The 26,222-nt window shown below is 70.4% G+C and carries 24 protein-coding genes and 1 pseudogene; 8 read left to right on the top strand and 17 right to left on the bottom strand.

Features of this window, described 5'->3' with window-relative positions; translation table 11 throughout:
* Nucleotides 1-48: 48 nt before the first annotated feature.
* Nucleotides 49-2,046, top strand: a complete 1,998-nt coding sequence (locus HF999_RS16210) for an FAD-dependent oxidoreductase (RefSeq protein WP_168546884.1) — start codon at nt 49-51, stop codon at nt 2,044-2,046.
* Between the two features lie 5 nt (nt 2,047-2,051).
* Here HF999_RS16210 and nusB read toward each other — a convergent pair whose 3' ends face one another.
* From nusB to HF999_RS16185, 5 genes are read right to left on the bottom strand one after another with little or no spacing between them, the layout of a single operon-like run.
* Nucleotides 2,052-2,561, bottom strand: coding sequence for a transcription antitermination factor NusB (gene nusB, locus HF999_RS16205; protein WP_168546883.1), 510 nt, complete (start codon nt 2,559-2,561; stop codon nt 2,052-2,054).
* Nucleotides 2,562-3,125 (bottom strand): elongation factor P, encoded by a 564-nt coding sequence (gene efp / locus HF999_RS16200; RefSeq protein ID WP_168546882.1) that lies wholly within the window; start codon nt 3,123-3,125, stop codon nt 2,562-2,564. It lies immediately after the preceding gene.
* Between the two features lie 14 nt (nt 3,126-3,139).
* Nucleotides 3,140-4,240 (bottom strand): M24 family metallopeptidase, encoded by a 1,101-nt coding sequence (locus HF999_RS16195; RefSeq protein WP_168546881.1) that lies wholly within the window; start codon nt 4,238-4,240, stop codon nt 3,140-3,142.
* A gap of 31 nt (nt 4,241-4,271) precedes the next feature.
* On the bottom strand, nt 4,272-4,808 hold the full coding sequence (locus HF999_RS16190) for a YceI family protein (protein ID WP_312854166.1): 537 nt from the start codon (nt 4,806-4,808) through the stop codon (nt 4,272-4,274).
* 40 nt (nt 4,809-4,848) lie between these two features.
* Nucleotides 4,849-5,301: a nitroreductase/quinone reductase family protein gene (locus HF999_RS16185; RefSeq protein WP_168546879.1), complete on the bottom strand. Its 453-nt coding sequence runs from the start codon at nt 5,299-5,301 to the stop codon at nt 4,849-4,851.
* Nucleotides 5,302-5,410: 109 nt separating this feature from the next.
* On the opposite strand from HF999_RS16185, the gene HF999_RS16180 reads away from it, so the two are divergent.
* Together HF999_RS16180 and HF999_RS16175 are read left to right on the top strand one after the other, a co-directional pair.
* Nucleotides 5,411-6,088, top strand: a complete 678-nt coding sequence (locus HF999_RS16180) for a TetR/AcrR family transcriptional regulator (RefSeq protein WP_168546878.1) — start codon at nt 5,411-5,413, stop codon at nt 6,086-6,088.
* Nucleotides 6,085-6,390: a hypothetical protein gene (locus HF999_RS16175; protein WP_168546877.1), complete on the top strand. Its 306-nt coding sequence runs from the start codon at nt 6,085-6,087 to the stop codon at nt 6,388-6,390. The genes HF999_RS16180 and HF999_RS16175 overlap by 4 nt, the downstream gene beginning before the upstream one ends.
* A 4-nt stretch (nt 6,391-6,394) precedes the next feature.
* On the opposite strand, the gene aroB is transcribed toward HF999_RS16175, so the two are convergent.
* The 3 genes from aroB to aroC are packed head-to-tail and all read right to left on the bottom strand — an operon-like array spanning nt 6,395 to nt 9,324.
* Nucleotides 6,395-7,507: a 3-dehydroquinate synthase gene (gene aroB / locus HF999_RS16170; RefSeq protein ID WP_168546876.1), complete on the bottom strand. Its 1,113-nt coding sequence runs from the start codon at nt 7,505-7,507 to the stop codon at nt 6,395-6,397.
* A 3-nt stretch (nt 7,508-7,510) separates the two neighbouring features.
* Nucleotides 7,511-8,119 (bottom strand): shikimate kinase, encoded by a 609-nt coding sequence (locus HF999_RS16165; protein ID WP_168546875.1) that lies wholly within the window; start codon nt 8,117-8,119, stop codon nt 7,511-7,513.
* Nucleotides 8,119-9,324: a chorismate synthase gene (aroC, locus tag HF999_RS16160; RefSeq protein ID WP_376766497.1), complete on the bottom strand. Its 1,206-nt coding sequence runs from the start codon at nt 9,322-9,324 to the stop codon at nt 8,119-8,121. Before aroC ends, HF999_RS16165 begins: the two co-directional genes overlap by 1 nt.
* An 80-nt stretch (nt 9,325-9,404) precedes the next feature.
* Here aroC and HF999_RS16155 point away from each other — a divergent pair, with 80 nt between their 5' ends.
* The gene (locus HF999_RS16155; protein WP_168546874.1) at nt 9,405-9,656 is read left to right on the top strand and encodes a hypothetical protein; all 252 of its coding nucleotides are present in this window, start codon (nt 9,405-9,407) and stop codon (nt 9,654-9,656) included.
* 21 nt (nt 9,657-9,677) lie between these two features.
* On the opposite strand, the gene dnaE is transcribed toward HF999_RS16155, so the two are convergent.
* The 7 genes from dnaE to HF999_RS16120 form a co-directional block, all read right to left on the bottom strand.
* A complete protein-coding gene (dnaE, locus tag HF999_RS16150; protein WP_168546873.1) occupies nt 9,678-13,241 on the bottom strand; it encodes a DNA polymerase III subunit alpha in 3,564 nt (1,187 codons plus the stop codon).
* Between the two features lie 78 nt (nt 13,242-13,319).
* On the bottom strand, nt 13,320-14,576 hold the full coding sequence (locus HF999_RS16145; protein WP_168546872.1) for a serine/threonine-protein kinase: 1,257 nt from the start codon (nt 14,574-14,576) through the stop codon (nt 13,320-13,322).
* A gap of 103 nt (nt 14,577-14,679) precedes the next feature.
* A complete protein-coding gene (locus HF999_RS16140; RefSeq protein WP_168546871.1) occupies nt 14,680-16,509 on the bottom strand; it encodes an ABC transporter ATP-binding protein in 1,830 nt (609 codons plus the stop codon).
* Nucleotides 16,506-18,239, bottom strand: a complete 1,734-nt coding sequence (locus HF999_RS16135; protein ID WP_312854165.1) for an ABC transporter ATP-binding protein — start codon at nt 18,237-18,239, stop codon at nt 16,506-16,508. Before HF999_RS16135 ends, HF999_RS16140 begins: the two co-directional genes overlap by 4 nt.
* Nucleotides 18,236-18,868: a TetR/AcrR family transcriptional regulator gene (locus tag HF999_RS16130; protein ID WP_168546870.1), complete on the bottom strand. Its 633-nt coding sequence runs from the start codon at nt 18,866-18,868 to the stop codon at nt 18,236-18,238. Before HF999_RS16130 ends, HF999_RS16135 begins: the two co-directional genes overlap by 4 nt.
* A gap of 65 nt (nt 18,869-18,933) precedes the next feature.
* Nucleotides 18,934-19,641: a PDC sensor domain-containing protein gene (locus tag HF999_RS16125; RefSeq protein ID WP_168546869.1), complete on the bottom strand. Its 708-nt coding sequence runs from the start codon at nt 19,639-19,641 to the stop codon at nt 18,934-18,936.
* Nucleotides 19,638-20,411, bottom strand: coding sequence for a FadR/GntR family transcriptional regulator (locus tag HF999_RS16120; protein ID WP_168546868.1), 774 nt, complete (start codon nt 20,409-20,411; stop codon nt 19,638-19,640). Before HF999_RS16120 ends, HF999_RS16125 begins: the two co-directional genes overlap by 4 nt.
* Before the next feature lie 147 nt (nt 20,412-20,558).
* Between HF999_RS16120 and HF999_RS16115 the strand changes: the two genes are divergently transcribed.
* Genes HF999_RS16115 through HF999_RS16100 form a run of 4 tightly spaced genes read left to right on the top strand, consistent with a single transcriptional unit; the run spans nt 20,559 to nt 24,522 of the window.
* The gene (locus HF999_RS16115; protein ID WP_168546867.1) at nt 20,559-21,602 is read left to right on the top strand and encodes an ABC transporter ATP-binding protein; all 1,044 of its coding nucleotides are present in this window, start codon (nt 20,559-20,561) and stop codon (nt 21,600-21,602) included.
* Nucleotides 21,599-22,783, top strand: coding sequence for an ABC transporter substrate-binding protein (locus HF999_RS16110; protein ID WP_168546866.1), 1,185 nt, complete (start codon nt 21,599-21,601; stop codon nt 22,781-22,783). Before HF999_RS16115 ends, HF999_RS16110 begins: the two co-directional genes overlap by 4 nt.
* 5 nt (nt 22,784-22,788) lie before the next feature.
* Nucleotides 22,789-23,709 carry an ABC transporter permease gene (locus HF999_RS16105; RefSeq protein WP_168546865.1) on the top strand — a complete coding sequence of 307 codons (921 nt, stop codon included), beginning with the start codon at nt 22,789-22,791 and terminating at the stop codon, nt 23,707-23,709.
* Between the two features lie 12 nt (nt 23,710-23,721).
* A complete protein-coding gene (locus HF999_RS16100; protein WP_168546864.1) occupies nt 23,722-24,522 on the top strand; it encodes an ABC transporter permease in 801 nt (266 codons plus the stop codon).
* A gap of 3 nt (nt 24,523-24,525) precedes the next feature.
* On the opposite strand, the gene HF999_RS16095 is transcribed toward HF999_RS16100, so the two are convergent.
* Both HF999_RS16095 and HF999_RS16090 read right to left on the bottom strand, forming a co-directional pair.
* Entirely contained in the window at nt 24,526-25,890 is a 1,365-nt protein-coding gene (locus tag HF999_RS16095; protein WP_168546863.1) for a DUF1731 domain-containing protein, read from the bottom strand.
* An 89-nt stretch (nt 25,891-25,979) separates the two neighbouring features.
* Nucleotides 25,980-26,222, bottom strand: a pseudogene (locus tag HF999_RS16090) (hypothetical protein); the annotation flags it as partial.

Below are 26,222 nucleotides of genomic sequence, written 5' to 3'. Positions count from 1 at the left end.
CCGGACGGCTCGCTCCGCCTCTCCGGACGGACTTCAAAGGATGCCTTGATGCACCACGAAGCATACCAGTACGTTCAGGTCATGGAATTGTCGACCAGGCAGCGCGCGACGCTCTCCGCGATCGTCGACACGTTCGCCCCGGGAGACGGTGTGGCCATCCCTTCGGCGAGCGATCTGCGCGCCGGTGACGTGGCCGCCTCCTACGCCGATCGCAGCCCCCGCGACAGCGACGGCAACACGCTCTCGCAGTCGCTGTCCCTCTTCGACAACCGGGTGTTCTGCGCCACGGTCCTGGGCACCCGCGGTCAGCGTTTCGTGGACCTGCCGGCGGCGGAGCGCGAGCGGGTCCTGGTCGATCTGTCCCGGTCGCGGTTCGTCCAGAAGCGGATGCTGTTCAAACGGCTGCGCAACGTCGCGCTCCTCGCGTACTACGCGGCCGGCGGCGCCGACGGCCAGCACGGGCCGGGCGCCGAACTGATGGCCGCGATCGGCTACCCGCGGCAGGCGCCGATGAAGAAGCCGCGGGCCCGCGCCATGCGGGCACTGCGCCCGCTCTCCCCCACCCGGTACGAGATCGACGCGTCCACGGCGTGCGATGTGGTCGTGATCGGTTCCGGCGCGGGCGGCGCCGTCGCCGCCGCCGCGCTCGCCGAGGCCGGGCTCGACGTCCTCGTCCTCGAACGCGGCGACTACGTCTCCCCCACGGAGGCGGGCGATTCCGATCACGACAACCTCTCCCGGCTCTACGCGCCCGGACCCTTCTGGACCGAGAACGCGCAGTCCTATCTCCTCGCGGCGCGCTGCCTCGGCGGCGGCACCGTCGTCTCCCACGGCGGGTACTACCGGATCCCGGACGAGGTGCGGACCGACTGGGCCGCCCGCGGCGTGGACACCGGGCCCTCGCTCGACGCCGTTCTGGACGAGGTCTGGCGGCGCTCGGGGGTCACCGAGGGAGCCGGCGCACCGTCGCACCGGGACGTGCTGCTCGAGCGGGGCTGCCTGGAACTCGGCCTGCCCGTGCGCACCGTCGGCCTGGCGGACGACGGCGAGGCCGACGGCCGGTGGGGGCCGGCCAGCCGGATCGCAGCGAAGCAGGACGCGGGACGGACGTGGCTGCGCGACGCGGAGAAGCGCGGCGCGCGCATCGTGACGGGCGCGCAGGCCCGGTCCATCGAGACGCAGGGCGGTCGGGCCCGGACGGTGATCGCGCGGACGTCCGGCGGCTCGTGGCTCACCGTCAAGTGCAGCGCCGTCGTCGTGGCCGCCGGCGGCTTCGAGACCCCGGCCCTGCTGAGCCGGTCCGGGATCGGCGGCTCACACGTGGGCAAGCACCTGCACCTGCACCCCACGGCGACGGCGTTGGGCCTGTTCGGCGACCTGATCGCCCCGTGGTCGGGCCCGCCCTCCACGAGATTCAGCGATGCGCACGCGGACCTCGACGGAAAGGGCTTCGGCGTCCGCTACGAGACCATCCCGTTGACGCCGGTGCTGGCGTCCAGCTTCGTACCCTGGCGCAACCCCGTCGAGCACCTGAACGTGATGCGCCAGCTCCCGCACCTGTCGATGGTGCGGGTGATGCTCCGCGACCGCGGCGCCGGCGAGGTCGTCATGGACGCCGCCGGTGAGCCCTCCGTGCGGTACGAGTTGGCGGAGGCCGACCGTGCGCACCTGCGGACGGGCGTCGACACGGCGGTGCGGATCCTCGAGGCGGCGGGCGCGCGGAGGATCTTCACCGGGCAGCAGCGCGGCGGCGACTACGTGCCCGGCGACCGGCCGCTGGAGGAGTTCCTCCAGCGCTCGCACGCCGCGGGCTACGGGGTGGGTGAGATCGCGCTCGGCGCGACCGACCCGATGAGCACCGCCCGGATGGCCTCGTCGGAGCGCCGCGGCGCGGCGAACCCCGAGGGCGCGCTGTGGGATGTGCCGAACGTCGTCATCGCCGACGCATCGATGCTGCCCACCGCGAGCGGGGTGCACCCGATCGGGGTCGTGCAGGCCCTCGCGCTCCGCAATGCACGGGCCCTGGCCGCGCGCCTGAAGGGGTAGCGGGACTACTCCGCGCGGTCGGCGGGCTGGGCCGCGGCCGCGGATCGCACCTGCGGAGCGAGCGTGGCGACCTTGCCGAGCACGCCGTTGAGGTAGGTCGGCGACTCGTCGGTCGACAGTTCCTTCGCGAGCTCGACCGCCTCGTCGACCACCACGGCCGGGGGCACGTCGACGGCGTTGAACAGCTCCCACACGGCGATGCGCATGATGGCGCGATCCACCGCCGGGAGGCGCGTGAGCGTCCAGCCGGTCAGGTGCGAGGAGATCACCGAGTCGAGCTGGCCGAGGTCGAGCCCGACCCCGGTGACCAGGGTCGCCGTGTACTCCGACACGGGCGCGACCGCGGCGTCCTCGGCCGCGAGCTGCCGGCGCTCGGCCAGCATGCCGTCGAGGTCGGTGACGCCGCGCGCCTCCGCCTCGAACAGCAGGTCGACGGCGCGCTTGCGCGCACGGTGGCGGGCGCCGGACTTCTTCGGCCCCTTGGTGGAGCGGGAGTTCTCAGACTGCTCGGGCACTTAGGAGTTCACGCGCCCCAGGTAGCTGCCGTCGCGCGTGTCGACCTTGAGCTTGTCGCCCGTGTTGATGAACAGCGGGACGTTGATCTCGGCACCGGTCTCCAGCGTGGCGGGCTTGGTGCCGCCGGTGGAGCGGTCGCCCTGCAGGCCCGGGTCGGTGTGCTGGACGACGAACTCGGCCGAGAGCGGAAGCTCGACGAACAGCGCCTCGCCCTCGTGCATCGAGATCTGGACCTGCATGTTCTCCAGCAGGAACTTCGCGCCGTCGCCGACCTTGCTCTCGTCCAGGTTGATCTGGTCGTAGGTCTCGGCGTCCATGAACACGTAGTCGGTGCCGTCGTGGTACAGGTAGCTGAAGTCACGACGATCGACGGTGGCGACCTCGACCTTGACGCCGGCGTTGAAGGTCTTGTCGACCGTCTTGCCGGAGACCACGTTCTTGAGCTTGGTACGCACGAAGGCGGGCCCCTTGCCCGGCTTGACGTGCTGGAACTCGATGATCTGCCAGAGCTGGCCCTCCTGGTTGAGGACCAGTCCGTTCTTGAAATCAGCAGTCGATGCCACGGGTGTCAATTCTCCTAGAGTGCGATCAAGTCCTTGGTGGTGCGGGTCAGCAATTCCGGCCCGTCCGCACGGACCACAAGGGTGTCCTCGATGCGGACTCCACCGCGGCCCGGGAGGTACACACCCGGCTCCACGGTGACCACAGCACCGTCGGACAGTGTACCGCTGCCGAGTTTGCCCAGCGTCGGGGCTTCGTGGATCTCCACCCCGACGCCGTGGCCGAGGCCGTGCACGAACTGCTCGCCGTACCCCGCGGCCTCGATGACCGACCGGGCCGCGGCGTCGATGTCGCGCACGTCCGCGCCCGGGACCAGCGCGGCCCGACCCGCCGCCTGAGCACGCGCCACCAGGTCGTAGATCTCGCGCTGCCAGTCGGCGGGCGCGCCGAGGACGAAGGTCCGGGTCTCGTCGGCGTGATAGCCGCCGTACCGGGCGCCGAAGTCGATCTTGACGAAATCGCCCGCCGCCAGCACGGCGTCGGTCGGCCGGTGGTGCGGGATCGCCGAGTTGGCGCCCGCGGCCACGATCGTCTCGAAGGCGACGGCCTCGGCGCCGAACTCGTACATGAGGTTCTCGAGCCGCCGCGCCACCTGCGACTCCGTGGCGCCCGCGCGGATCGCCCCCTCCTCGACGAGGGCGGCGAGCGCCTGATCGGTGATCGCGCAGGCGCGGCGCAGGAGCTCGATCTCGCCCTCGTCCTTGACCTCGCGGAGCCTCTCGACGAGCCGGGTCGTGGGCACCAGGTCCGGGACGTCGTCGCCGGAGAGGCGGGCGTGGTCGGCATAGCTCAGCGCAGTGGCCTCGAAGCCGACGGTGCCCGTGCCCGCCGCGCGCGCCCGGGCGAGCAGGGCCTTCGCCACGTCGCGCTCGATGACGGCCGGGAGATCGCCGGACTGCTCGGCGACCTGGGTGAGGTAGCGACCGTCCGTGGCGATGGCGTCGGCGGCCGGGTCCGCGGCGACCAGCAGTGCGGCATTGGATCCGGTGAAACCGGCGAGGTAGCGCACGTTGTCGAGGTTGGTGACGAGAATCGCGTCGAGCGCGGGGTCGTGGCTCGCGAGCGCGGCGCGGAGGGTGTCGCGCCGGCGGGAGTGGTCGGTGGTCGTCTGCGGCATGCCTCCCACGGTATCGCGGAGGTACGCGCGGTCACACCGTCGCGCGCGCGACGACCGTGACCTCGTCGGCCACCTGCAGGGTGCCCATCATGAGCGAGAAGGGCTTGACCCCGAAATCCGTCTGGCGCACCGGCACCGCCACAGCGAGCGTGGGGGCCGGCGCACCCGCCTCGTAGTCGAGCGGGAATTCGCACGGCCGCTCCGCCCCGCAGATCGTGAGTCCGCCCCGCACACGGAAGCCGTTCTCCGAGGGCTCGATCGAATCCGATCGGAATTCGATCGCGGGGTACTTCTTCACCTGGAGCGAGCGGTGCGCGTTCGCCGTGGCGACGGCCCGCTCCGGCGCGCTGAGCGGCGTGAGGCCACCCTCGCCGGAGGTCACCTCGAGCGATCCGGCGCGGACCGTCACGGTGAGCGCGACCGGACGCTCGTCGTCGAGCTGCACGACCGCCTGCCAGGAGCGGGCCGCGAGCACCAGGCGATGCCCGAGCCGCGCCGATCGACCGGCGACGCCGGTGTGTACCTCCAGCTCGCCCGTGTCCTGATCGATCGACCTCGTCGCCTTCACCCCTGCGACGGTACCGGCGCGATCGGGTCGGCAGGTCGCATCACGCGCGCCGGATCGCGAAGACCGGGTAGCGGTCCGCTGCCGCGGCGAGCTCGTCATCGGTGCTGTCGGCACTCAGGCCCGGGAAGAACGCACCGACCTCCCACGCCCACTTGCGGAGGTACGCGCGCAGGACCGGCACCTTCGCCGCCGCGTCGACGACCTCGGTCGCGATGATCGGTTCGACGGTGCGCCCCAGCCGCAGTTCGCCCGCGCCCGCGGCCCGCATGTTGCGCACCCACTGCGTGAGGCCCCGCGCCGCGACGAGGTACTCGGCGCCGTCGACGACGAGGACGTTGACGGGTACCGTCCGCCACTCGCCCGACTTCCGCCCACGGACGGCGAGTTCCCTACTGCCGTAGACCGACACGCCGCGGCGGGCGAGCCAGGCGACGGTGTTGTTGAACGCGGTGGCGGTCCGGCCGGGGCGGACGGTGGCGGCGGGTGCGGTCATGAGATCCTCCAACTGTGAGCATTGCTCTTGTATTAGATCTATGCTCCGTCTGCTGTGCAGCTTTGTCAAGAGCAGTGCTCGCGTTTCCGATCAGTGCAATGATCGAGAGGTGAACGCCTCCCTGACCGCCCGCGAGCGCGCCCGCGCCGAACTGACCGCCGAGATCATCCGCAGCGCGCGGGAGCAGCTCCGCGAGGTGGGCGCCGCGGCGCTCTCGCTACGCGCCGTGGCCCGGGACCTGGGGCTCGCCTCGTCGGCCGTGTACCGGTATTTCCCGAGCCGCGATGCGCTGCTCACCACGCTCATCACCGAGGCCTACGAGTCCCTCGGCGATGCGGTGGTGGCCGCCGACTCGGCCGCTGCGGAGCCCCGCGACCGCTGGATCGCCGCGGCCCGGGCTGTCCGTCGCTGGGCCCTGGACCACCCGCACGAGTACACGCTGCTCTACGGCTCCCCCGTGCCCGGCTATCACGCACCGGCGGAGACGACCGCCGCGGCGATCCGCACCTCGGGGACCCTCGCCCGGATCGCGGCGACCGGGCACGGCGGGGCACCGGCACCGTCGGGCGTGCTCGACGAACAGCTGCGCGCCGTCGCCGAGGCGGTCGCCCCGGGCGGCGACCCCGCCCAGCTCGCCCTCGGCATCATCGCCTGGACCCAGCTGTTCGGCGCCGTGAGCTTCGAGTTGTTCGGGCAGTTCGCGAACACACTCGAGCCCGCGGACGCGTTGTTCGAATACACACTGACCCGCTCTGCGGACCTTCTCGGCCTCCCGGAGGCGCCGTGAGCGGCCAGGCGCGCGCCGCACTGGCCGTGGTCGGCTACGCCGCGTGGACGGTGCTGTGCGCGTGGCTGGCCTGGTGGGGCGCGTGGTCGGCGATCGATACGACGTGCAGCGCCGGCACGCGCGGAGGACTCGGCGGCGTCGCGACCACCGCCGCCGCCGGAGCGCTCTGGGCCGCGCCGCTCGGCGCGTACGCAGCGCTGCGCCGCAACCCGTGGTTCGGCATCGCCGCAGCGCTCATGCTCTGCGCCGGGTGGGCGTTGGCCGTCCACACGTACGTCGAGCCGGGGAAGCTCTGCTGGTAGTGCTCTACAGGAGCACCGAGCCGCTCGGCTGCGGGCCCTCCTTGGCGACCGCGGAGTAGGCGGCGACCAGGAGCGACGGGTCCGGTGCTTCGAGCCGGCCCGGGCGGGCCAGGCCGTCGAGCACGACGAACCGGAGCATGCCGGCGCGGTTCTTCTTGTCCGTACCCATGTACTCGAGGAGCTGGCCGAAGGCGTCGGCGTCGTAGGACGTGGGCAGGCCGACGGACTCCAGGACCCGACGGTGCCGGTCCGCGGTCTCGTCGTCGAGCCGGCCCGCGAGACGGCCGAGCTCGGCGGCGTAGATCAGGCCGACGGACACGGCGGCGCCGTGGCGCCAGCGGTAGCGCTCGCGACGCTCGAGGGCGTGCGCCAGGGTGTGGCCGTAGTTGAGGATCTCGCGCAGCGAGGACTCCTTGAGGTCGGCGGAGACGACCTTCGCCTTGACCTCGATGGAGCGGCGGACCAGCTCGGGCAGCACGTCGCCGGTGGGGTCGAGCGCGGCCTCCGGGTCCTTCTCGACGAGCTCGAGGATCACCGGGTCGGCGATGAACCCGGTCTTGATCACCTCGGCCATGCCGGCCACGATCTCGTTGCGCGGCACCGTTTCCAGCGTCACCAGGTCGACGATCACGGCCCGCGGCTCGTGGAAGGAACCCACCAGGTTCTTCCCGGCGTCGGTGTTGATGCCGGTCTTGCCGCCGACTGCCGCGTCGACCATGGCCAGCAGCGTGGTCGGGATGTGCACGACCGGGACGCCGCGCATCCAGGTGGCGGCCACGAAACCCGTGACATCGGTCGCCGCCCCACCGCCCAAGCTGTAGATCACGTCCTGGCGGCTCAGGCCGATTCGACCGAGCACCTCCCAGCAGAAGCCCGCGACCTGCAGGTCCTTGCCGGCCTCGGCATCGGGCAGCTCGATACGATGCGCGTCGATCCCCTTGTCCGCCAACGCCTGACGCAGAGCCTCCGCGGTCTCGGCGAGAGTCGGCTGGTAGAAGATCGCGGCCTTGGTCGCCTCGCCGGCCGCCGCGACGGTCTCGTCGAGCAGCCCGCGGCCGATCACCACGTCGTAGGGGCTGCCCGCGTCGACGCGGACCTGCACGGGGTTCTCGCTCATCTACTACTCCGATCGATTCTTGGCGGACGTACGCAGGACGGCGGGCAGCTTCGGCCAGGGGCCGCGGCGTTCCCGCCCGGGGGCGGTGTCCTTCAGGCGGCGCTGCACCTGCCGGACGACGGACGACGGTGCGCGACCCACCGTGGAGACGCGGATCGTCGCGAGTTCGCGGTAGACCGGGGTCCGCCGGGCCATGAGGGCCCGGTACGCGGCCGCCGGATCGTCGCTCTTGAGGAGTGGACGGGCGGACCCGATGGTGCGCCGGATCCCCTCCTCGTCGGTGAGTTCCAGATAGACGACCTGATGTCGTTTCAGGAGTTCACGGGTCGCGACCGACATGACCGCACCACCGCCGAGCGAGATCACACCCGGATGCGTGGCGATCACCTCCGCCGTGACCGTCTCCTCGATGGCGCGGAACGCGGGCTCACCGTCCGTGGCGAAGATCTGTCCGATCGGCCGGCCCTCGCGCTGCTCGATCTCCTCGTCGATATCGATGAAGTCCACCCGGAGAGCCCGCGCCAAGCGCCGACCGATGGTGGTCTTCCCGGCGCCGGGCGGGCCGATGAGGATCGCGACGGGTCCGCCTGCGCGCGCGGGCGCGGCAGCCATCAGACCGCCCCGGGCGTCACCCGATGCAACCGCGCCGCCACCTGCTCGGAGTACCGCTCGATGTTGCTGCGCGTCTCCGCCAAGGAGTCGCCACCGAACTTCTCGAGAGCCGCCTGCGCGACCACGAGGGCCACCATGGCCTCGGCCACCACGCCCGCCGCGGGTACCGCGCAGACATCGCTGCGCTGGTGGATCGCGACGGCCTCGGTGCCGGTCTGCATATCGATGGTGCGCAGGGCGCGGGGCACCGTGGAGATCGGCTTCATCGCCACGCGCACGCGCAGTTCCTCACCGTTGGTCATACCGCCCTCGACGCCGCCCGCGCGGTTGGTCGAGCGCAACACGCCGCCCTTGTCGGGCAGCATCTCGTCGTGCGCCTCGCTGCCGCGCCGACGGGCCGTTTCGAAGCCGTCGCCGACCTCGACGCCCTTGATCGCCTGAATTCCCATGAGCGCGAACGCGAGCCGCGCGTCGAGCCGGCTCTCCCCCGACGCGACGGAGCCGATGCCCACCGGCAGGCCGGTGACCACGACCTCGACGACGCCACCGAGGGTGTCCCCGTCCTTCTTGGCGGCCTCGATCTCGGTGATCATCGACTGCTCAGCGGCCTCGTCGAAGGCGCGCACGGGCGAGGCGTCGATCCGCTCCAGGTCGGCCGCCGACGGCGTGGACCCGACATAGGGCTCCGACGCACCGATCGAGATGACATGGCTGATCACCTCGGCCCCGAGGGCCTGGCGCAGGAAGTTGCGGGCGACGGTGCCGGCGGCCACCCGGGCCGCGGTCTCGCGGGCGCTCGCGCGCTCGAGCACGGGGCGCGCATCGTCGAAGCCGAACTTGAGCATGCCCGAGTAGTCGGCGTGGCCGGGCCGGGGACGCGTGAGGGGCGCGTTGCGCGCCACGCCGTCCAGCAGCTCCTGATCGACGGGGTCGGCCGACATGACCTGCTCCCACTTGGGCCATTCGGTGTTGCCGATCTCGATGGCGACGGGGCCCGCCTGGGTCAGGCCGTGCCGGACGCCGCCGAGGATGGTCACCTTGTCGGCCTCGAACTTCATGCGCGCGCCACGCCCGTAGCCCAGTCGACGCCGCGCCAACTGGGCGGCGATGTCCGACGACGTGACCTCGACGCCCGCGACCATGCCCTCCACGAGGGCCACGAGGGCGGGGCCGTGCGATTCTCCAGCGGTTATCCAGCGCAACACGCGTTCCATCATCCCAGATCGACCCGCCGGACTGCGAGTTCGGGTAGCCGAAACCTCAGTCACAGGCTACGATGAACACCATGACCACCAGTGCCGCATTCTCGACTTCCGCCCGCCGCGCCGGCGCGCTGCGGCGCACCGTCGACGTGTTCGGCATCGCCTGGCCCCGGCACAAGGCCGAGGCACTGCTCGCGGCGCTGGTCGTCCTCGCCTTCGGCGCGATGCTCACGCTCGCCACCGGTGCGGCCTCGTTCGCGCCCGCCGTGCTCGCCGCCACCGGCGTCGGCGTCGCGGTGTGGTGGGCCGCCCGCGCGGTGCACACCCGCGCCTGATCGCACGGCGACGTACCGGGTTCAGGCCAGGCAGTGGGGGCCCAGCAGCGCCTTCAGGTCGCCCATCAGCGACGACGACGGGTTCACCCGGAGCGTGTCGGCCAGCTTGAGCGTGGTGCTCTTCCCGTCGCCGTCACCGCCGACGAGCTTGACGTGCACGTCCGAGACGCCGGGGTGGCGCTGCAGGACCTGCTTGAGGGCGGAGACCTTGTCCTGCGTGCACACCCTGGTCTGCATCGTGAGGGAGAGCGGCTTCGCGACACCGATCTGGGACAGGTCGATCGGCGCGATGTCGTTCGCGATGAGGGTGACCTTGTCGTCGCGGAAGTTCACCCGGGCCTTGATCAGCACCACCGCGTCCTCGACGACCTCCGCGCCGTAGGCCGCGTACGCCTGCGGGAAGAAGAAGACCTCGATGCCGCCGGAGAGGTCCTCGATCTGGGCGGAGGCGAAGGGCGCGCCGTTCTTGTTCACGCGCCGGTTCACGGACTGCAGGATGCCGCCGACGGTGACCTGGGTCCCGTCCTTGACGTCACCCTCGACGATCGCGGGGATCGCGGTGTCCGTCTGCGCGCCGATCACGTGCTCCACCCCGTCGAGCGGGTGCGCGGAGACGTACAGGCCGAGCATCTCGCGTTCGAGAGCCAGCTTGTGCTTGCCCTCCCACTCCTCCTCGGGAACCTTGATGGTGAAGACATCGTCGATGGGGCCGGCGGCACCGTCTTCCTCCCCCATCGACCCGAACAGGTCGAACTGGCCCACGGCCTCGGCCTTCTTCGTCGACAGCACCGACTCGATCGCGTCGGCGTGCACCAGGAGCAGGCCCTTGCGGGGATGGTCGAGCGAGTCGAAACCGCCCGCCTTGATGAGGGATTCGGTGACCTTCTTGGAACAGGCCGCGACCTCGATCTTGGCGAGGTAGTCGGAGAAGGAGGTGTAGGCGCCCTTCTCCTCACGCGTCCGGACGATGGAGGCGACCACACCCTCGCCCACGTTGCGGACCGAGCCCATGCCGAAGCGGATGTCCTGACCGACCGAGGTGAAGGCGTGGAAGGACTCGTTGACATCCGGCGGGAGAACGGTGATTCCCAGGCGGCGGCAGTCGCCGAGGTAGATGGCCGCCTTGTCCTTGTCGTCACCGACGGAGGTGAGCAGCGCCGCCATGTACTCGGCCGGGTAGTTCGCCTTGAGGTACGCCGTCCAGTAGGAGACCAGGCCGTACGCGGCGGCGTGCGACTTGTTGAACGCGTAGCCGGCGAAGGGCAGCACCGTCTCCCACAGCGCGGTGATCGCGGCCTGCGAGAAGCCGTTGTCGAGCATGCCCTGCTGGAACCCGCCGTAGGCCTCGTCGAGGACCTCTTTCTTCTTCTTACCCATCGCGCGGCGCAGGATGTCGGCCTGGCCGAGGCTGTACCCGGCGACCTTCTGCGCGATGTGCATGATCTGCTCCTGGTACACGATCAGGCCGAACGTGTCCGCGAGGATGTCCTTGAGCGGCTCCTCGAGCTCCGGGTGGATCGGCTTGACCTGCTGCCGGCCGTTCTTGCGATCCGCGTAGTCGTTGTGCGCGTTCATGCCCATCGGGCCCGGGCGGTACAGGGCGCCCACGGCCACGATGTCCTCGAACTTGGTGGGCTGCATGCGGCGCAGCAGATCCCGCATGGGGCCGCCGTCGAGCTGGAACACGCCGAGGGTGTTGCCCCTCTGCAGCAGCTCGTAGGTGACCTCGTCGTCCAGCGGGAGCTGGTCCATGTCGAGGTCGACACCGCGGTTGTGCTTGATGTTGCCCAGCGCGTCACCGATCACGGTGAGGTTGCGCAGGCCCAGGAAGTCCATCTTCAGCAGGCCGATGGCCTCGCACGACGGGTAGTCCCAGCCGGTGATGATCGCGCCGTCCTGCGCCCGCTTCCACACGGGGATCGCGTCGGTGAGCGGATCACAGGACATGATCACCGCGCAGGCGTGCACGCCGGCATTGCGGATCAGGCCCTCGAGCCCGAGCGCCATGTCGTAGATCTTCTTGACGTCCGGGTCCGTCTCGATCAACTGCCGGACCTCGACGGCCTCCTTGTACCGCTCGTGCGAGGGGTCCGTGATGCCCTTGACCGAGATGTCCTTGGCCATGATGGGCGGCGGCAGCGCCTTGGTGATGCGGTCGGCGATCGAATAGCCGGGCTGCCCGTAGATGACGCGGGCCGAGTCCTTGATGGCGGCCTTCGTCTTGATGGTGCCGAACGTGATGACCTGGGCCACCTTGTCCGAGCCCCACTTCTCCGACGCATAGGTGATCATCTCGCCACGGCGACGATCGTCGAAGTCGATATCGATATCGGGCATCGACACGCGCTCGGGGTTGAGGAACCGCTCGAACAGCAGGCCGTGCGGGATCGGGTCGATGTTGGTGATGCCCAGCGCCCACGCCACCAGTGAGCCGGCCGCGGAACCACGGCCCGGGCCAACTCGGATGCCGACCTCGTGCGCGTGCGCGATCAGGTCGCCGACGACGAGGAAGTAGGCCGGGAAACCCATCTCGTTGATGACCGACAGCTCGTACTTCGCGCGCTCGACGTAGTCCGCCGGGGGACCGTCGGGGAAACGACGGTTCAGGCCGTCCATGACCTCCGACTCGAGGAAGGACTCCTGCGTGTGGTTCTCGGGCACCGGGAACCGCGGCATGCGGTCCTTGTGCTCCCAGACCTCCGCGTAGGACTGGACGCGCTCGCCGATCTCGACGGTGGAATCGCAGGCGCCCGGCACCTGTGCATCCCACAGCTCGCGCATCTCCTGCGCCGACTTCAGGTAGTAGCCGTCGCCGTCGAACTGGAACCGGGTGGGATCGGACAGGGTCTTACCGGTCTGGATACACAGCAACGCGCCGTGCGACTCCGCCTTGTCCTTGGTGACGTAGTGGCAGTCGTTGGTGGCGAGTGGTTTGATCCCGAGCTTGCGGCCGATCTCCAGCAGGCCCTCGCGGACCCGGCGCTCGATGTCGATGCCGTGGTCCATCAGCTCCAGGTAGAAGTTCTCCTTGCCGAAGATCTCCTGCCACTTCGCCGCGGCCTCCAGGGCCTCCCGCTCGTGCCCGAGCCGCAGCCGCGTCTGCACCTCACCCGACGGGCAGCCCGTGGTGGCGATGATGCCGGCCGCGTGCTCGGCGATGATCTCCGCGTCCATCCGGGACCACTTGCCCAGCTGGCCCTCGATCGACGCGAGCGAACTCAGCTTGAACAGGTTCCGCAGGCCCGTGGCGTTCTCCGCCACCATCGTCATGTGGGTGTAGGCGCCCGAGCCCGAGACGTCATCACCCTTCTGCGACGGATCGCCCCACTTGACGCGCTTGGTGTTGAACCGCGACTCCGGCGCGATGTACGCCTCGATCCCGATGATGGGCTTGATGTCGTACTTGCGCGCCGTGTTGTAGAAGTCCGAGGCACCGAACATGTTCCCGTGGTCGGACATGCCGACCGCCGTCATCCCCAGCCGTTGGGCCTCCGCGAACAGCGGATCGACCTTGGCCGCACCGTCGAGCATCGAGTACTCGGTGTGGTTGTGCAGATGGACGAACGAGCCGGCGGCGGACGTCATGGGTTGTTCACCTCCGGTGGAGAATCTCATCGCTGTCATTAGGCAGTGTAGGCCGTCCCTCCGACAGGTCCGGACGGATCACGCGGCGAGAACGATGACCAGGATCAACACCAGCAACGCCACTACCGCCACTCCCACGAGCACCAGCACGCCGGGCGACATCACACCCGAACTCGGGGCCTTCGCGGGCCGGCCGCGCGGGGCGGGCGGGCGCGGCGCCGGCTGCCGGGGAACGGCCCCGGAGGGCACACCCGCGCCGTACAGCGGCTGCGGCGCCACGGGCTGCTGCGGACGCGCCATCGGGTAGCTCGGCCGGTTCGCCTGCCCCCGGATGCCCGGTGCGACGGTGCGCTGCACCGGCTGGGACGGACGCGGCGCGCTCGCGGGCTGCTGCGGGCCGGACGGGTGCCCCGGGCCCGGAACGTACCCGGACGCGGGCCGCTGGACCTGCCGCGGCGCAGGCCGTGCGACCGGCGCCGCCAGCGCGGACTTCAGGGCGTTCGCGAACTCCCGGCACGTCGCGAACCGCTCGGCGGGAGTCTTGGCCAGGCCGCGGGCGACCACGGCGTCGACCGCGGGCGGCACCCCGTCGCGGATCTGTGAGATCCGCGGCGGCGGGGCGTTGAAGTGCGCGTCGATCACCGCATCGGTACTGGCACCCGTGTACGGAACCTTGCCCGTGACCAGGTGGAAGAAGGTGGCCGCCAGCGAGTACTGGTCCGACCGCGGGTCCAGCTCCTCTCCGCACAGCTGCTCCGGCGAGGCGTAGGCCAGCGTCGCGAGGACGGTGCCGACCGCCGTCAGCTGCGAGGTGTCCTCGCCGCCCTTGGCCACGCCGAAATCGGTCAGCAGCGCGCGACGCTCGTCCCCGTCGTCACCGTCGTCATCGATAGCGGTGACCAGGATGTTGGCGGGCTTGATGTCGCGGTGCAGGAGCCCGGCGCGGTGCGCGCGATCCAGGCCCCGCCCGATCTGGCCGACGATCTCCACCGCGACCGCGGGCGCGAGCCCCGTGGGCGTGCGCTTGAGCAGCACGGAGCAGTCGTCGCCCTCGACGTACTGCATGGCGATCCACAGGCGGGTGCCCTCGGTGCCGCGGTTGTAGATGGTGACCACGTTCGGATGATCGAGCCGCGCCGCGAGCTCCGCCTCGCGGAGGAACCGCTTGCGGAAGGCGTCGTCGCCCGAGTAGCCCGCGCCCAGGACCTTGAGCGCGTCGTAGCGCGGCAGCTCGGGATGCTTGGCCAGGTAGACGGAGCCCATGCCGCCGGAGCCGAGGCGCCGCTCGATCCGGTAGCCGCCGATCACCGTCCCGGGTGCGAGTTCATCGCTCATGTCCGCCGCTTCTGTCCCTCTTCGTCCGTTCTTCTCGGCCACCAGCCTATCGCGCGCACTTGTCACAACCTTGGCAACGACCTGCCCGCGGACCGGCGCGTCGTCAGATCTCGACGCCCTCGAATTGCGCCCGGTACAGATCGGCGTAGTGCCCGCCGGCGGCGAGGAGCTCCTCGTGCGAACCCTGCTCGACGATGCGCCCGTGGTCCATCACGACGATGACGTCCGCGTCCCGGATGGTCGAGAGCCGGTGCGCGATGACGAAACTGGTCCGGTCGGCGCGGAGTGCGTGCATGGCCTGCTGCAGCATCACCTCGGTGCGCGTGTCCACGGAACTGGTCGCCTCGTCGAGGATCAGGATCGCCGGCTCCGCGAGGAAGGCGCGGGCGATGGTGATCAGCTGTCGCTCGCCCGCCGAGACGCTGCCCGACTCGTCGTCGAGCACCGTCTGGTACCCGTCCGGCAAGGAGTGGACGAACCGGTCGACGAAGGTGGCCCGTGCGGCCTCGTACACCTCCTCATCGGTCGCATCGAGACGCCCGTACCGGATGTTGTCCATGATGGTGCCCTCGAACAGCCAGGTGTCCTGCAGCACCATGCCCATCCTGTGACGCAGGTCGGCGCGCTCGACCTCCGCGATGTCGACGCCGTCGATCGTGATCCGCCCGCCGCTGAGCTCGTAGAACCGCATGATCAGGTTGACCAGGGTCGTCTTGCCGGCGCCCGTGTGCCCGACGATCGCGACGGTCCGCCCGGGCTCCGCGACGAGATTCATGCCCTCGATGAGCGGCTCGTCGGGCTTGTAGCCGAAGGAGACGTTCTCGAAGGCGACGCGGCCGCGCGTCGGCTCCGGCAACGTGCCCGGCCGCCCGGCGACCTGTTCCTCCGCGTCGAGGATCGAGAAGACCCGCTCGGCGGACGCGACTCCGGATTGGAGCATGTTCACCATCGACGCCATCTGCGTGACCGGCTGGGTGAACTGCCGGGAGTACTGGATGAAGGCGATGACATCGCCGAGACTCATTCCGCCGCCGGCGACCCGCAGCCCGCCGACCACGCACACCGCCACGTACTGCAGGTTGCCGACGAACATGCTGATCGGCATCACGAGGCCGGAGAGGAACTGCGCCCGGTAGCTCGCGTGCATCAGGGCGTCGTTCTCGGCGGCGAACCGCTCCTCCAGCGCGGCTCCGCGGCCGTAGACGGTGACCAGGTCGTGTCCGGTGAAGGCCTCCTCCACCTGGGCGTTGAGCGAGCCCGTCGACTTCCACTGCGCCACGAAGTGCTTCTGGCTGCGTTTCATGATCTGGCCCGCGAAGACCACGATCAGCGGGATGACGACGACCGCGACGGCCGTCAGCAGCGGCGAGACGACGAGCATCATGACGAGCACGCCGATCACCGTGAACGCGGAGACGATCAGCTGGCTCAGGGCCTGGGTCAGCGACTGGCCCAGGTTGTCGATGTCGTTGGTCACCCGCGAGAGCAGCTCGCCGCGGGGTTGCTTGTCGAAATAGCTGAGCGGCAGCCGGTTCAGCTTCTCCTCCACCTCCCGGCGCAGCGAGTACATGACCCGCTGCACGGCCCCGTTGAGGAGGTAGCCCTGCACGTACTGCAGGGCCGCGCTCGCCACGAACAGCACGACCACCCAGAGCAGGATCGTCCCCACGCGGTGGAAGTCGATGCCCGGACCGTGCCGCAGCTGCGAGCGGAAACCGTCGTAGATCGCATCGACGGCCGTGCCCACGACCTTGGGCGCGAGCACGGCGGCGGTGACCGAGCCGATCGAGAGCACGATCGCCGCCATCATCGCCACCCGCTGCTCACGCATCCGCCCCAGCAGCCGCTTCAGCGACGGCCAGAAGGTCATGGCTTTCTGGTTGGGCGCCCCCGCCGCCGCGGCGGCCGCCGTCCGCCCTCCTGGCCGTGTCATGCCGCACTCCCCGCGCTCGCCTGGCTGCCCGCTATCTCCTGATAGGTCGGGCAGGTCTCGAGGAGCTCCGCGTGGGTGCCGTGGCCGACGACCTCGCCGTCCTCGAGAACGATGATCTGATCGGCGCTCGCGATGGTCGAGATGCGTTGCGCCACGATGAAAACGGTCGCCTCACGGGTGTAGGGCCGCAGGGCCGCGCGCAGCTTCGCGTCGGTCGTGAGGTCGAGCGCCGAGAAGCTGTCGTCGAACAGGTAGATCGCCGGCTTCGCGACGAGCGCGCGGGCGATCGCGAGCCGCTGGCGCTGCCCGCCCGAGACATTGGTCCCGCCCTGCGCGATCGGCGCATCGAGACCGCCGAGCTCGGCGACGAAGTCGGTGGCCTGCGCGATCCGCAGCGCCTCCGCGAGCTCGTCGTCGGTCGCGTCGGGATTGCCGAACCGCAGGTTCGAGGCGACGGTGCCGCTGAACAGGTACGCCCGCTGCGGCACGAGGCCGACGTGGCCCCACAGCGCATCCGACCGCAGTTCACGCACGTCCACGCCGTCGTAGCGGACCGCGCCCCCCGTGGCGTCGAACAGCCGCGCCAGCAGGTTGATCAGGGTGGTCTTGCCCGAGCCGGTCGACCCGATGATCGCCACCGTCTCCCCCGGCCGCGCGGCCAGATCCACATCGCGCAGCACGGGCTGCGCCGCACCCGGGTAACACATCGTCACCGCGTCCAGTTCGACGGCGCCCGTGATCGTCCGGAGCGGAGCCGGATGCTCCGGCGGCGCGACGGTGGGCGGGGTGGACAGGACCTCGGTGATCCGGTCCGCGGCGACCGAGGCGCGCGGCACCATCATCACCATGAACGTGGCCATCATCACCGACATGAGGATCTGCATCATGTACTGCATGTAGGCGGTGACGGAGCCGATCTGCGCGGAACCGTCGGCGATGAGATGCGCGCCGAACCACCAGACCGCGACCGTGGAGAGGTTGAGCACCAGCATGACCCACGGGAACATGATCGCCATCAGCCGCATCACGCGCACCGAGGCGTCCGTGAGGGAGGTGTTGGCACCGTCGAACCGGTCACGCTCCACGGGCTCACGGACGAAGGCCCGGATCACTCGGACGCCCGTGAGCTGTTCCCGGAGAACACGGTTCACGGCATCGAGCCGGGTCTGGACGAGCCGGAAGCCGGGGATCATCTTCGCGATCACCACGCCCAGAACGGCGCCGAGGACGGGCACGGCCACCACCATCAGCCAGGCCAGGCCAGGTTCCTCCCGGATGGCCATGAAGACGCCGCCGACCGCCATGAAGGGCGCTTGGATCATCATCGACAGCGACATCAGGACCAGCAGCTGCACCTGCTGCACATCGTTGGTGGTGCGCGTGATCAGTGACGCCGCACCGAATTTCGACACCTCGCGCCCCGAGAACCGGCCGACCGCGCCGAAGAGGGAGCGGCGGGTGTCCCGGCCGAAGGCCATAGAGCTGCGGGCGGCGAAGTAGGTGGCGCCGCCCGCCGCGATCACTTGGATCAGCGTGATCCCCAGCATGACCGCACCCATGCGCCAGATGTAGCCGGTGTCGCCGGGCGTGACGCCGAGGTCGATGATCTTGGCATTGATGCTGGGCAGCACCAGGTTCGCGATGACGCTGACGAGTTGGAACACGGCCACTGCGAGGAGCCAGGGCCGATAGGGCCGCAGGTGCGCGGCGATGAGGCGGATCAGGGTCACGGAATGGTCCTTCCGGCGGCGGGGGCTGCGGGGGCTGAGATTCCGTCGAGCAGAACGTCGACGATGGTGCGGGGCGAGAGCACGTGCCCGTGGCTGATGTGCGGGTGGCTGCCGGAGAAGGTGAGCAGCCGCAGCAGGTGGATCGCCTCCTGCGGCGGAACGCTGAGCTGGTCGGCGTCGCCGGCGATCACCCCGGCGAGACGCTCGACCAGGGCGGGCCCCTCCTCCTGGACCCGCAGCCGCGAGTCCTCGTCCTGGACGTGGGGCGGCGAGACCATGCCGAGCGCGGCCATCAGTCCGAAGATGTGCTGGAACCGGTTCTGGACGATCTCGACGAACGCGTACAGCCGTTCGCGCAGCGGGAGGCCCGGTTCGATCGCGTCGATCCGGTCGAACAGCTCCCCCGTCACGAAGGACTCGCGCACGACCGCGTCGAGGAGCGCCTCCTTGGACTCGAAGACGCGGAAGATCGTTCCCTCCGCGACGCCGGCGTGCTGCGCGATCTGCTTGGTGGTGGGAACGGCGCCGTACTCGAGCAGCGCGTCCCGGGTCGCATCGATCAGCGCCGCGCGCCGCTCGTCCTGTGGCAGGTGCGGCGCGCGCGTCCGAGAACCGTTAGCCGCGTGCACGACTTTGAGGCTACAGAAATGAGCGCCCACTCACAATGCTTTTCGCGGAGCGCGAACCACCCCGTTCACGCCGGGCGCGCACTGGAGACGAGCACCAGCTGCGGCCCCACCGCGATCCGTTCCGATCCGGCGTCGACCTCGGCGAAATCGCCGGCGAGCAACAGCGGTGAGCGGGCGGCGACGACCCTCCCATCCGCACGGAGCAGCGCGGACCGCTCCCCCAGGCGCCGCAGCGCGGTACGCGCACGGCGTTCGACGCCCTCGATCGTGACATCGAGCCCGACGACGCCCACCGGTCCAGCACCGCCGTCCGGCTCCGCCGCCACGACGGCCCGCGTCAGCGTGAGGATGAAGTCGTCCGTACAGAGCAGATCGATGTACGGCCCGGTGACCGCGAGGTCGTCCGGGTTCGCGACCGCGGCCTGGAACCAGTCGTACCGCGCGTACCGGTCGGCGGGGCCGAAGCCCGCGTCGCCGATGGCGTCGACCCGGCTCTCGCGAACGACCTGCCACCAGGCGATGTAGCCACGGCCGTCACCGAAGAGCCGGTCGCCCGAGACGAATCCGGCGCCCACCACGCCCAGCTCATCCGCCCGCAGCAGCGCCTCGGCACCGGGCCGGACGAGCTTGTCGATCGCGGCGCCGGGCACGCCCGCCCGGGCGGCCCCGCCGATGCCGCGCGAGACCGCGGCGCGGAACTCCGACAGGCTCCTGTCCAAGTGCGTGAAGTAGTCGGCGAGGGCCTCGACCTCACCCTGATCGTGATCCGTCACGTGCCACTCGCCTCCTCCGCCTCGGCCCGATGGGCGATCAACCATGCGAACTCGTGTCCGACGAGGGCCCGCATCGCGGCCCCGGCACGGTCGGGGTCTCGCGCGGCGAGCGCCGTCGACACGGCGCCGCGGGCGACCTCCGCCGCGCGGCGGTACTCCTCGTCGTCGTTGGGCAACAACGCGAGCGGACCGAGCTCCGACTGCAACAGGACCACCTCGTGCGCGAGCCGGGCGGACCGCCCGATCGTCGCGACCTCGATCGCGAATTCGGACTCCGCACGCCGGGCGGCGACGGCGAGCGCGGCCGCGCCCCCGCCCTCGTCCGGCGTGGGTCCGATGACCGCGCGCAGCTCGGCGAGGTCGGCGGGACCCGCGCGCCGGGCCGCGAGGCGGGCGCAGTGCGCCGTCACCGCCTCGTAGTGCTGACCGAGGTCCGACAGTCCCACCTTGCTCATACCCGCGAGCCGCTCCTGGGCACGCGCGAGCGCGCCCACGGGGTCGGCCGCGACGAAACTCCCGCCGGTTCGACCTCGCGTCGTGGTGATCACGCCTTCAGCGCGGAGCCGGGCGAGCGCCTCCCGCACGGTGACCGCGGAGACGCCGAGCACGGCCGCCAGTTCGGACTCGGTCGGCAGGCGTTGGCCCGCAACGAGCAGCCCCGAGTCGACGGCGCCCGAGATGCGGGCCGCGACCTCGTCGGCGAGGCCGGTCGTGCGCACCGGCGAGAACACGCCGACGAGGCTGCGCGGCGGTCGTACCTGCACCGTCATCGCACCTCCTCGTCGCATCGCGCCCGGTCGGACACCCGGACTCGGACATTACCGGACAGATTCCTGGAAAACATTTACTTCATACCTATGGTCTTATATGTTTTGCGATATGACGCCCATCACATCGACTCCCGCGAAGGAACGCCCATGACGACCCCCACCCCCGACGGCGCCGCGCCCGACGCCCCCGCGATCCGGCTGCGCGATGTGGTCAAGAAGTACGACGACACCCTCGCGGTCGACCGCCTCGACCTCGATATCCGTGCCGGCGAGTTCTTCTCGATGCTGGGCCCGTCGGGCTCGGGCAAGACGACGGTGCTGCGCCTGATCGGCGGGTTCGAGGCCGTCACCTCGGGCACCATCGAGCTGGGCGGCGTCGACGTCACGACGACGGCCCCCTTCGAGCGCGCGGTCAACACGGTCTTCCAGGACTACGCACTGTTCCCGCACATGTCGGTCCTGGACAACGTGGCGTACGGACTGCGCGTGCGCGGCGTGGGGCGCTCCGAGCGCCGCGAGCGAGCGCGGGCAGTGCTGGACCGGGTGCAGCTCGGAGCGTTCGCGGACCGTCGCCCGGACCAGCTGTCGGGCGGGCAGAAGCAGCGCGTCGCCATCGCGCGGGCCCTCGTGGTCGACCCGCAGGTCCTCCTCCTCGACGAGCCACTGGGCGCGCTCGACCTCAAGCTGCGCCGGCAGATGCAGGTGGAACTGAAGGAACTGCAGCGCTCCCTCGGCATCACCTTCGTGTTCGTCACGCACGACCAGGAGGAGGCGCTGACCATGAGCGACCGGGTCGGCGTCTTCAACGACGGACACCTCGTGCAGTTGGACACCCCGCGCGAGCTGTACCGGAACCCGAGGGGCCGCTTCGTCGCCGACTTCGTCGGCACCTCGAACCTGTTCGCGCCCGCGGCCGCGGAATCGATGTACCAGCGCTCCGAGGCGTTCAGCCTGCGCCCGGAGAACCTCTCGGTCGGCGCGGGTCCGGCCGGCTCGGGCCGCGCGCTCGAGGGTGCGATCACCTCCGTCGTCTACCTCGGTCCGGCCACGCACGTCCACGTCGCACTCCAGGACGGCACGGAGGTCGTCGCCCTCGCCCGGGAGGCCGCCGAGTCCTTCACGACCGGCGACCGGGTCTTCGTCTCCTGGTCCGACGATGACGTGGTCTGGCTGCCGGAGACCGCGGCGTGACCGGCACGCTCCGCGGGTCGATCCGCATCGGGGCCGCCGCCGCGGCCTGCGCGCTCGCCGTGGTCACCTCCGCCTGCGGCACCACCCCTCCGACCCGGTCCACCACTCCGCTCGCGGCCCTCGGTCAACCCGAAGGGAAGGTCTCGATCCTGGGCTGGCCCGGCTACGTCGAGGACGGCGGCAACGACCCCGCGGTCAACTGGGTGACGCCCTTCGAACAGCAGACGGGCTGCAAGGTCGAGTTCAAGCCCTTCGGCACCTCGGACGAGGCCGTGACCCTGATGCGTTCGGGCCAGTACGACGTGGTCTCCGCCTCGGGCGACGCGGCGCTGCGGCTCATCGGCGGGGGCAACGTGGACCCGATCAACACCGCGCTCGTACCCAACTACGCGGACGTCTTCGGCTACCTGAAGAACAAGCCGTGGAACTCCTACGAGGGCCTGAACTACGGTGTGCCGCACGGCTGGGGCGCGAATCTGCTCATGTACCGCACCGATGCGGTCACGCCGGCGCCGACCTCCTGGCGCTCGGTCTTCGAGGACGCCGCGCAGTACAACGGCAAGGTCACCGCGTACGACTCGCCGATCTACATCGCGGACGCCGCGCTCTACCTGATGGCGCACCGCCCGGACCTGAAGATCACGAATCCGTACGCGCTCGACAGGACCCAGTTCGACGCGGCCGTGGATCTGCTCAAGCAGCAGCGCAAGCACGTCGGCGAGTACTGGTCGGACGTCACCAAGGAGGTGCAGGCCTTCGGCAGCGGCTCCTCGGTCATCGGCACCACGTGGCAGGTGGGCGCGAATCTGGCCCAGGAGAACAAGACCCCGGTGAACACCGTCCTCCCGAGCGAGGGCGCCACCGGATGGTCGGACACCTGGATGGTGAGCTCGAAGTCCAAGCACAAGACCTGTGCCTACAAGTGGCTCGACTACATCGTGAGCCCCAAGGTCAACGCCCAGGTGGCCGAGTACTTCGGCGAGGCGCCGGCGAACTCGAAGGCCTGCGCCGAGACCAGCGACAAGGACTTCTGTACCACCTACCGCGCCGAGGACGAGCAGTTCGCCGACCGCATCTGGTACTGGCGCACCCCGATCGCGGCCTGTCTGGACGGCCGCACGGACGTCACGTGCATCGACTACTCGGCGTGGACCGAGGCTTGGATCGAGATCAAGGGCTGATTGATATGACCGTCGAAACCCCCGAGCGCGCCGAGGATCCCACCGCACGGCCGCCCGCGCTACGCTCCCACCCGGTGTCCGCGCTGCTCTACCGGCGCCCCGGCCTGCGTCTGGCCGGCCTGCTCACACTGCCCTCGCTGTGGCTGGTGCTGGTCTACGTGGCGGCCCTGGTGGCTCTGCTCGTGACCGCGCTGTGGACCGTGGACGCCTTCACCGGGACCATCTCCCGCTACTGGACGCTGCACAACCTGCAGACGGTGCTGAGCACCTGGGTCTACCAGAAGGTCGCGCTGCGCACGATCGCCGTCGCGCTCGCGGTCACCGTGATCGACATCGTGCTGGCGGTGCCGATCGCCTTCTTCATCGCCAAGATCGCGCCGCGGCGCTGGCAGAAGATCCTGGTGGCGGCGGTGCTCATGCCGCTGTGGGCCTCGTACCTCGTGAAGGTCTACGCGTGGCGCACCATCGTCTCCGACGGCGGCCTGTTCTCCTGGCTGGCCAAGCCCTTCGGTCTGGACTCCCCCGGCTACAGCCTCACGGCGGTGATCATCACCCTGGCCTACGTGTGGTTGCCGTACATGATCCTGCCGATCCACGCCGGCTTCGAGCGGATCCCCGGATCCCTCCTCGAGGCGTCCGGCGACCTCGGGGCGCGCCCGTGGCGCACCTTCCGGTCCGTCCTGCTGCCGCTGCTCGTCCCGTCGATCATCGCGGGCACCATCTTCACGTTCTCGCTGTCCATGGGCGACTACATCACCGCCCAGATCGTGGGCGGCACCACGCAGATGCTCGGCAACATCGTCTACACCAATGTCGGTGCGGCGAACAATCTTCCGCTCGCCGCCTCGGTGTCGTTCATACCGATCGTGGTGATCTTCGCCTACCTCCTCCTGGTGCGACGCACCGGCGCCCTCAAGAACGTCTGACAAGGAATCGTCATGCACCTCTCCCGCGCCTCCAAGTGGTTCCTGGGCATCGTCACCGGCCTGGTCCTGGCATTCATCTACGTGCCGCTGCTCCTCGTCCTGGTCAATTCCTTCAACGCCGACAAGGCCTTCGGGTGGCCGCCGCGCGGCTTCACGCTCGAATGGTGGCGCCGGGCCGCGCACAACGACAGCGTCCTGACGGCGTTGGGCACGTCGGTGAAGGTGGGGCTCAGCGCGACGGTGATCGCGCTCGTCCTCGGCACCATGCTCGCGCTGGCCCTGCAGCGGTACAGCTTCTTCGGCAGGAGCACCGTCAACCTGCTGTCGATCCTGCCGATCGCCCTGCCGGGCATCGTCACCGGCATCGCGCTCAACAACATGTTCACGACCGCACTCGGCATCCCGCTCAGCATCTGGACGGTGATCGTCGCGCACGCCACCTTCTGCATGATCACCGTGCTCAACAACGCACAGGCCCGGCTGGCGCAGATGAACGGGCGGCTCGAGGAGGCCTCGGCGGACCTCGGGGCGGGCGTCTTCCGGACCTTCTGGTCCGTCACGCTGCCGCAGCTGCGGTCCGCCCTGCTCGCCGGCGCGCTGCTCTCGTTCGCGCTGAGCTTCGACGAGATCATCGTGACCACGTTCACCATCGGCGCGTCGGATCAGACCCTGCCCGTGTGGATCCTGGAGAACCTGTTCCGGCCGAACCAGGCGCCGATCGTCAACGTCGTCGCGGTCGTGTTGATCCTGGTCTCCGTGATCCCGATCTACCTGGCGCAGAAGCTGTCCGGCGAGACCTCCGTGAGCCGCTGAGCGTCAGAACAGGTCGGACAGCGCACCGTCGAGCTCGGGATACCGGAAGGCGAATCCCGCGCCGGGGAGCACCGTCGAGGTGGCGTGCCGGCCCGTCAAGCCGAGGGCCGGGTCGCTACGCATCCCGATCGCGCCGAGCGCGAGCATCGGGGCGGGCGTCGGCGGCGCGGCCGGACGGTGCAGGTGCCGGCGGAGCGCCGCCATGAGGTCGGCGTTGCGGACCGGGTGCGGCGCCGCCGCGACGACCACCCCGTCGGGCAGGACGACGCCCGGCTCGATGCCGAGACCCGCGCGGACGATGGCGAGCCAGTCGTCGCGGTGGATCCAGCTGAACCACTGCCGTCCGTCGCCGAGACTGCCGCCGAGGAAGGCGCGGGTGACGCCGACCATCTTCGCCATCGCCGGCGAGTCGGTATCGAGCACGATCGAGGTTCGCAGGACGGTCAGGTGTGCGGTATCGGCATCGGCGGCCGCTTCCTCCCACGCTCGCGCGACGCCGGTCATCTGCGGCAGGCCGGGCTCGGGCAGCGGGGTGTCCTCGGTGCACCGGCGCTCCCCCGCGTCGCTCCAGATCGCGGTGGTGCTCGCCTGCACCCACCGCCGGACGCCGCGGCCGCGGGCCGCGTCGACGAGGGCCCGCGTGGCGTCGACGCGGCTGGCCGTCAGCGCGGCGATGTTGGCCGCCGTCGGCCGGCAGTCGACGAGCTTGCCGGCGAGGTTGATCACGGCGGTGTTCGGTGCGTCGAGCACCGCGGCCCAGGCGCCGACGGTGCGCCCATCCCACGTGACCTGCGGGTACGGGACGTCGGCGCGGATCGACCGGGTGAGGATCGTCACGGCGTGACCGCGGCGCACCAGGTCGGCCGCGACCCTGCGACCGAGCGCGCCCGTGCCGCCCGCGATGACTACGTGGAGCGGATCCTCGGCGCGCGGCGGACCGGCGAGCATCGCCAGCCGCGCCAGGGCCGTGTCGGCATCGGCGGCGAACCGTCGGGCCACCAGGCGGCCGAAGAACGGCCCGGAGACGCCGTCGGCCGTGACGGTCTGCTCGACGACGGTGCCGCCGTCCCGCGGTGTCAGCGTCCAGCGGAGCACGGTGGTCCCGGCCGGCTCGGGCTGGCTGATCGCGAGGGAACGCTCCGGCACGAACTCCGCCACCGTCGCGGGTGCCGCGAAGCGGCGATGGATCCACGCGGCGCGCAGGTCCGGCATCCAGTCGAGACGGGCGCCGAGCGCGACGGGGTCGCGCAGCGCCGCCGAGACGACGAAGGGCTGCCAGCGCGGGAGACGCTCCGGATCGACGAGCACGTCCCACAACACGCGGGCCGGAAGGGCGATGAATCCACTGCTGCGATGCACTGTTCCCATACCGACGACGCTAGTTCGCGATGGCGCGGAAGCAATGCACGACGACGGAGAGAACTCTCACATGGTGAGATCGGTCGCAGGTTCGGGTGTCACGCCCGCGGCACCGGCCGGTCGTCGGGGCCGGGGGCCGCGGTGTCGATGGAGGACGGGAGCAGGGCGGAGACCCCGAAGCGGGCACCGTCGCTCGGCATGACCTGCACGGACCGAACCCCGGGGCGCCCGGCGACGGCGCGCAGCGCGTCACCCGTGCCGAGCACCACCGCGCCGACCACCGCGGGGACGCCGGCCCGCAGGCGCGCGGCGCTCACGCGGGCCACTGCCGCGCCGCGCGG

The sequence above is a fragment of the Tsukamurella spumae genome, from assembly GCF_012396015.1.
GTDB classification, from domain to species: Bacteria; Actinomycetota; Actinomycetes; order Mycobacteriales; family Mycobacteriaceae; genus Tsukamurella; species Tsukamurella spumae.
Note: the sequence above shows the minus strand (reverse complement) of the source record. Positions and strands in the feature narration are given on the sequence as shown.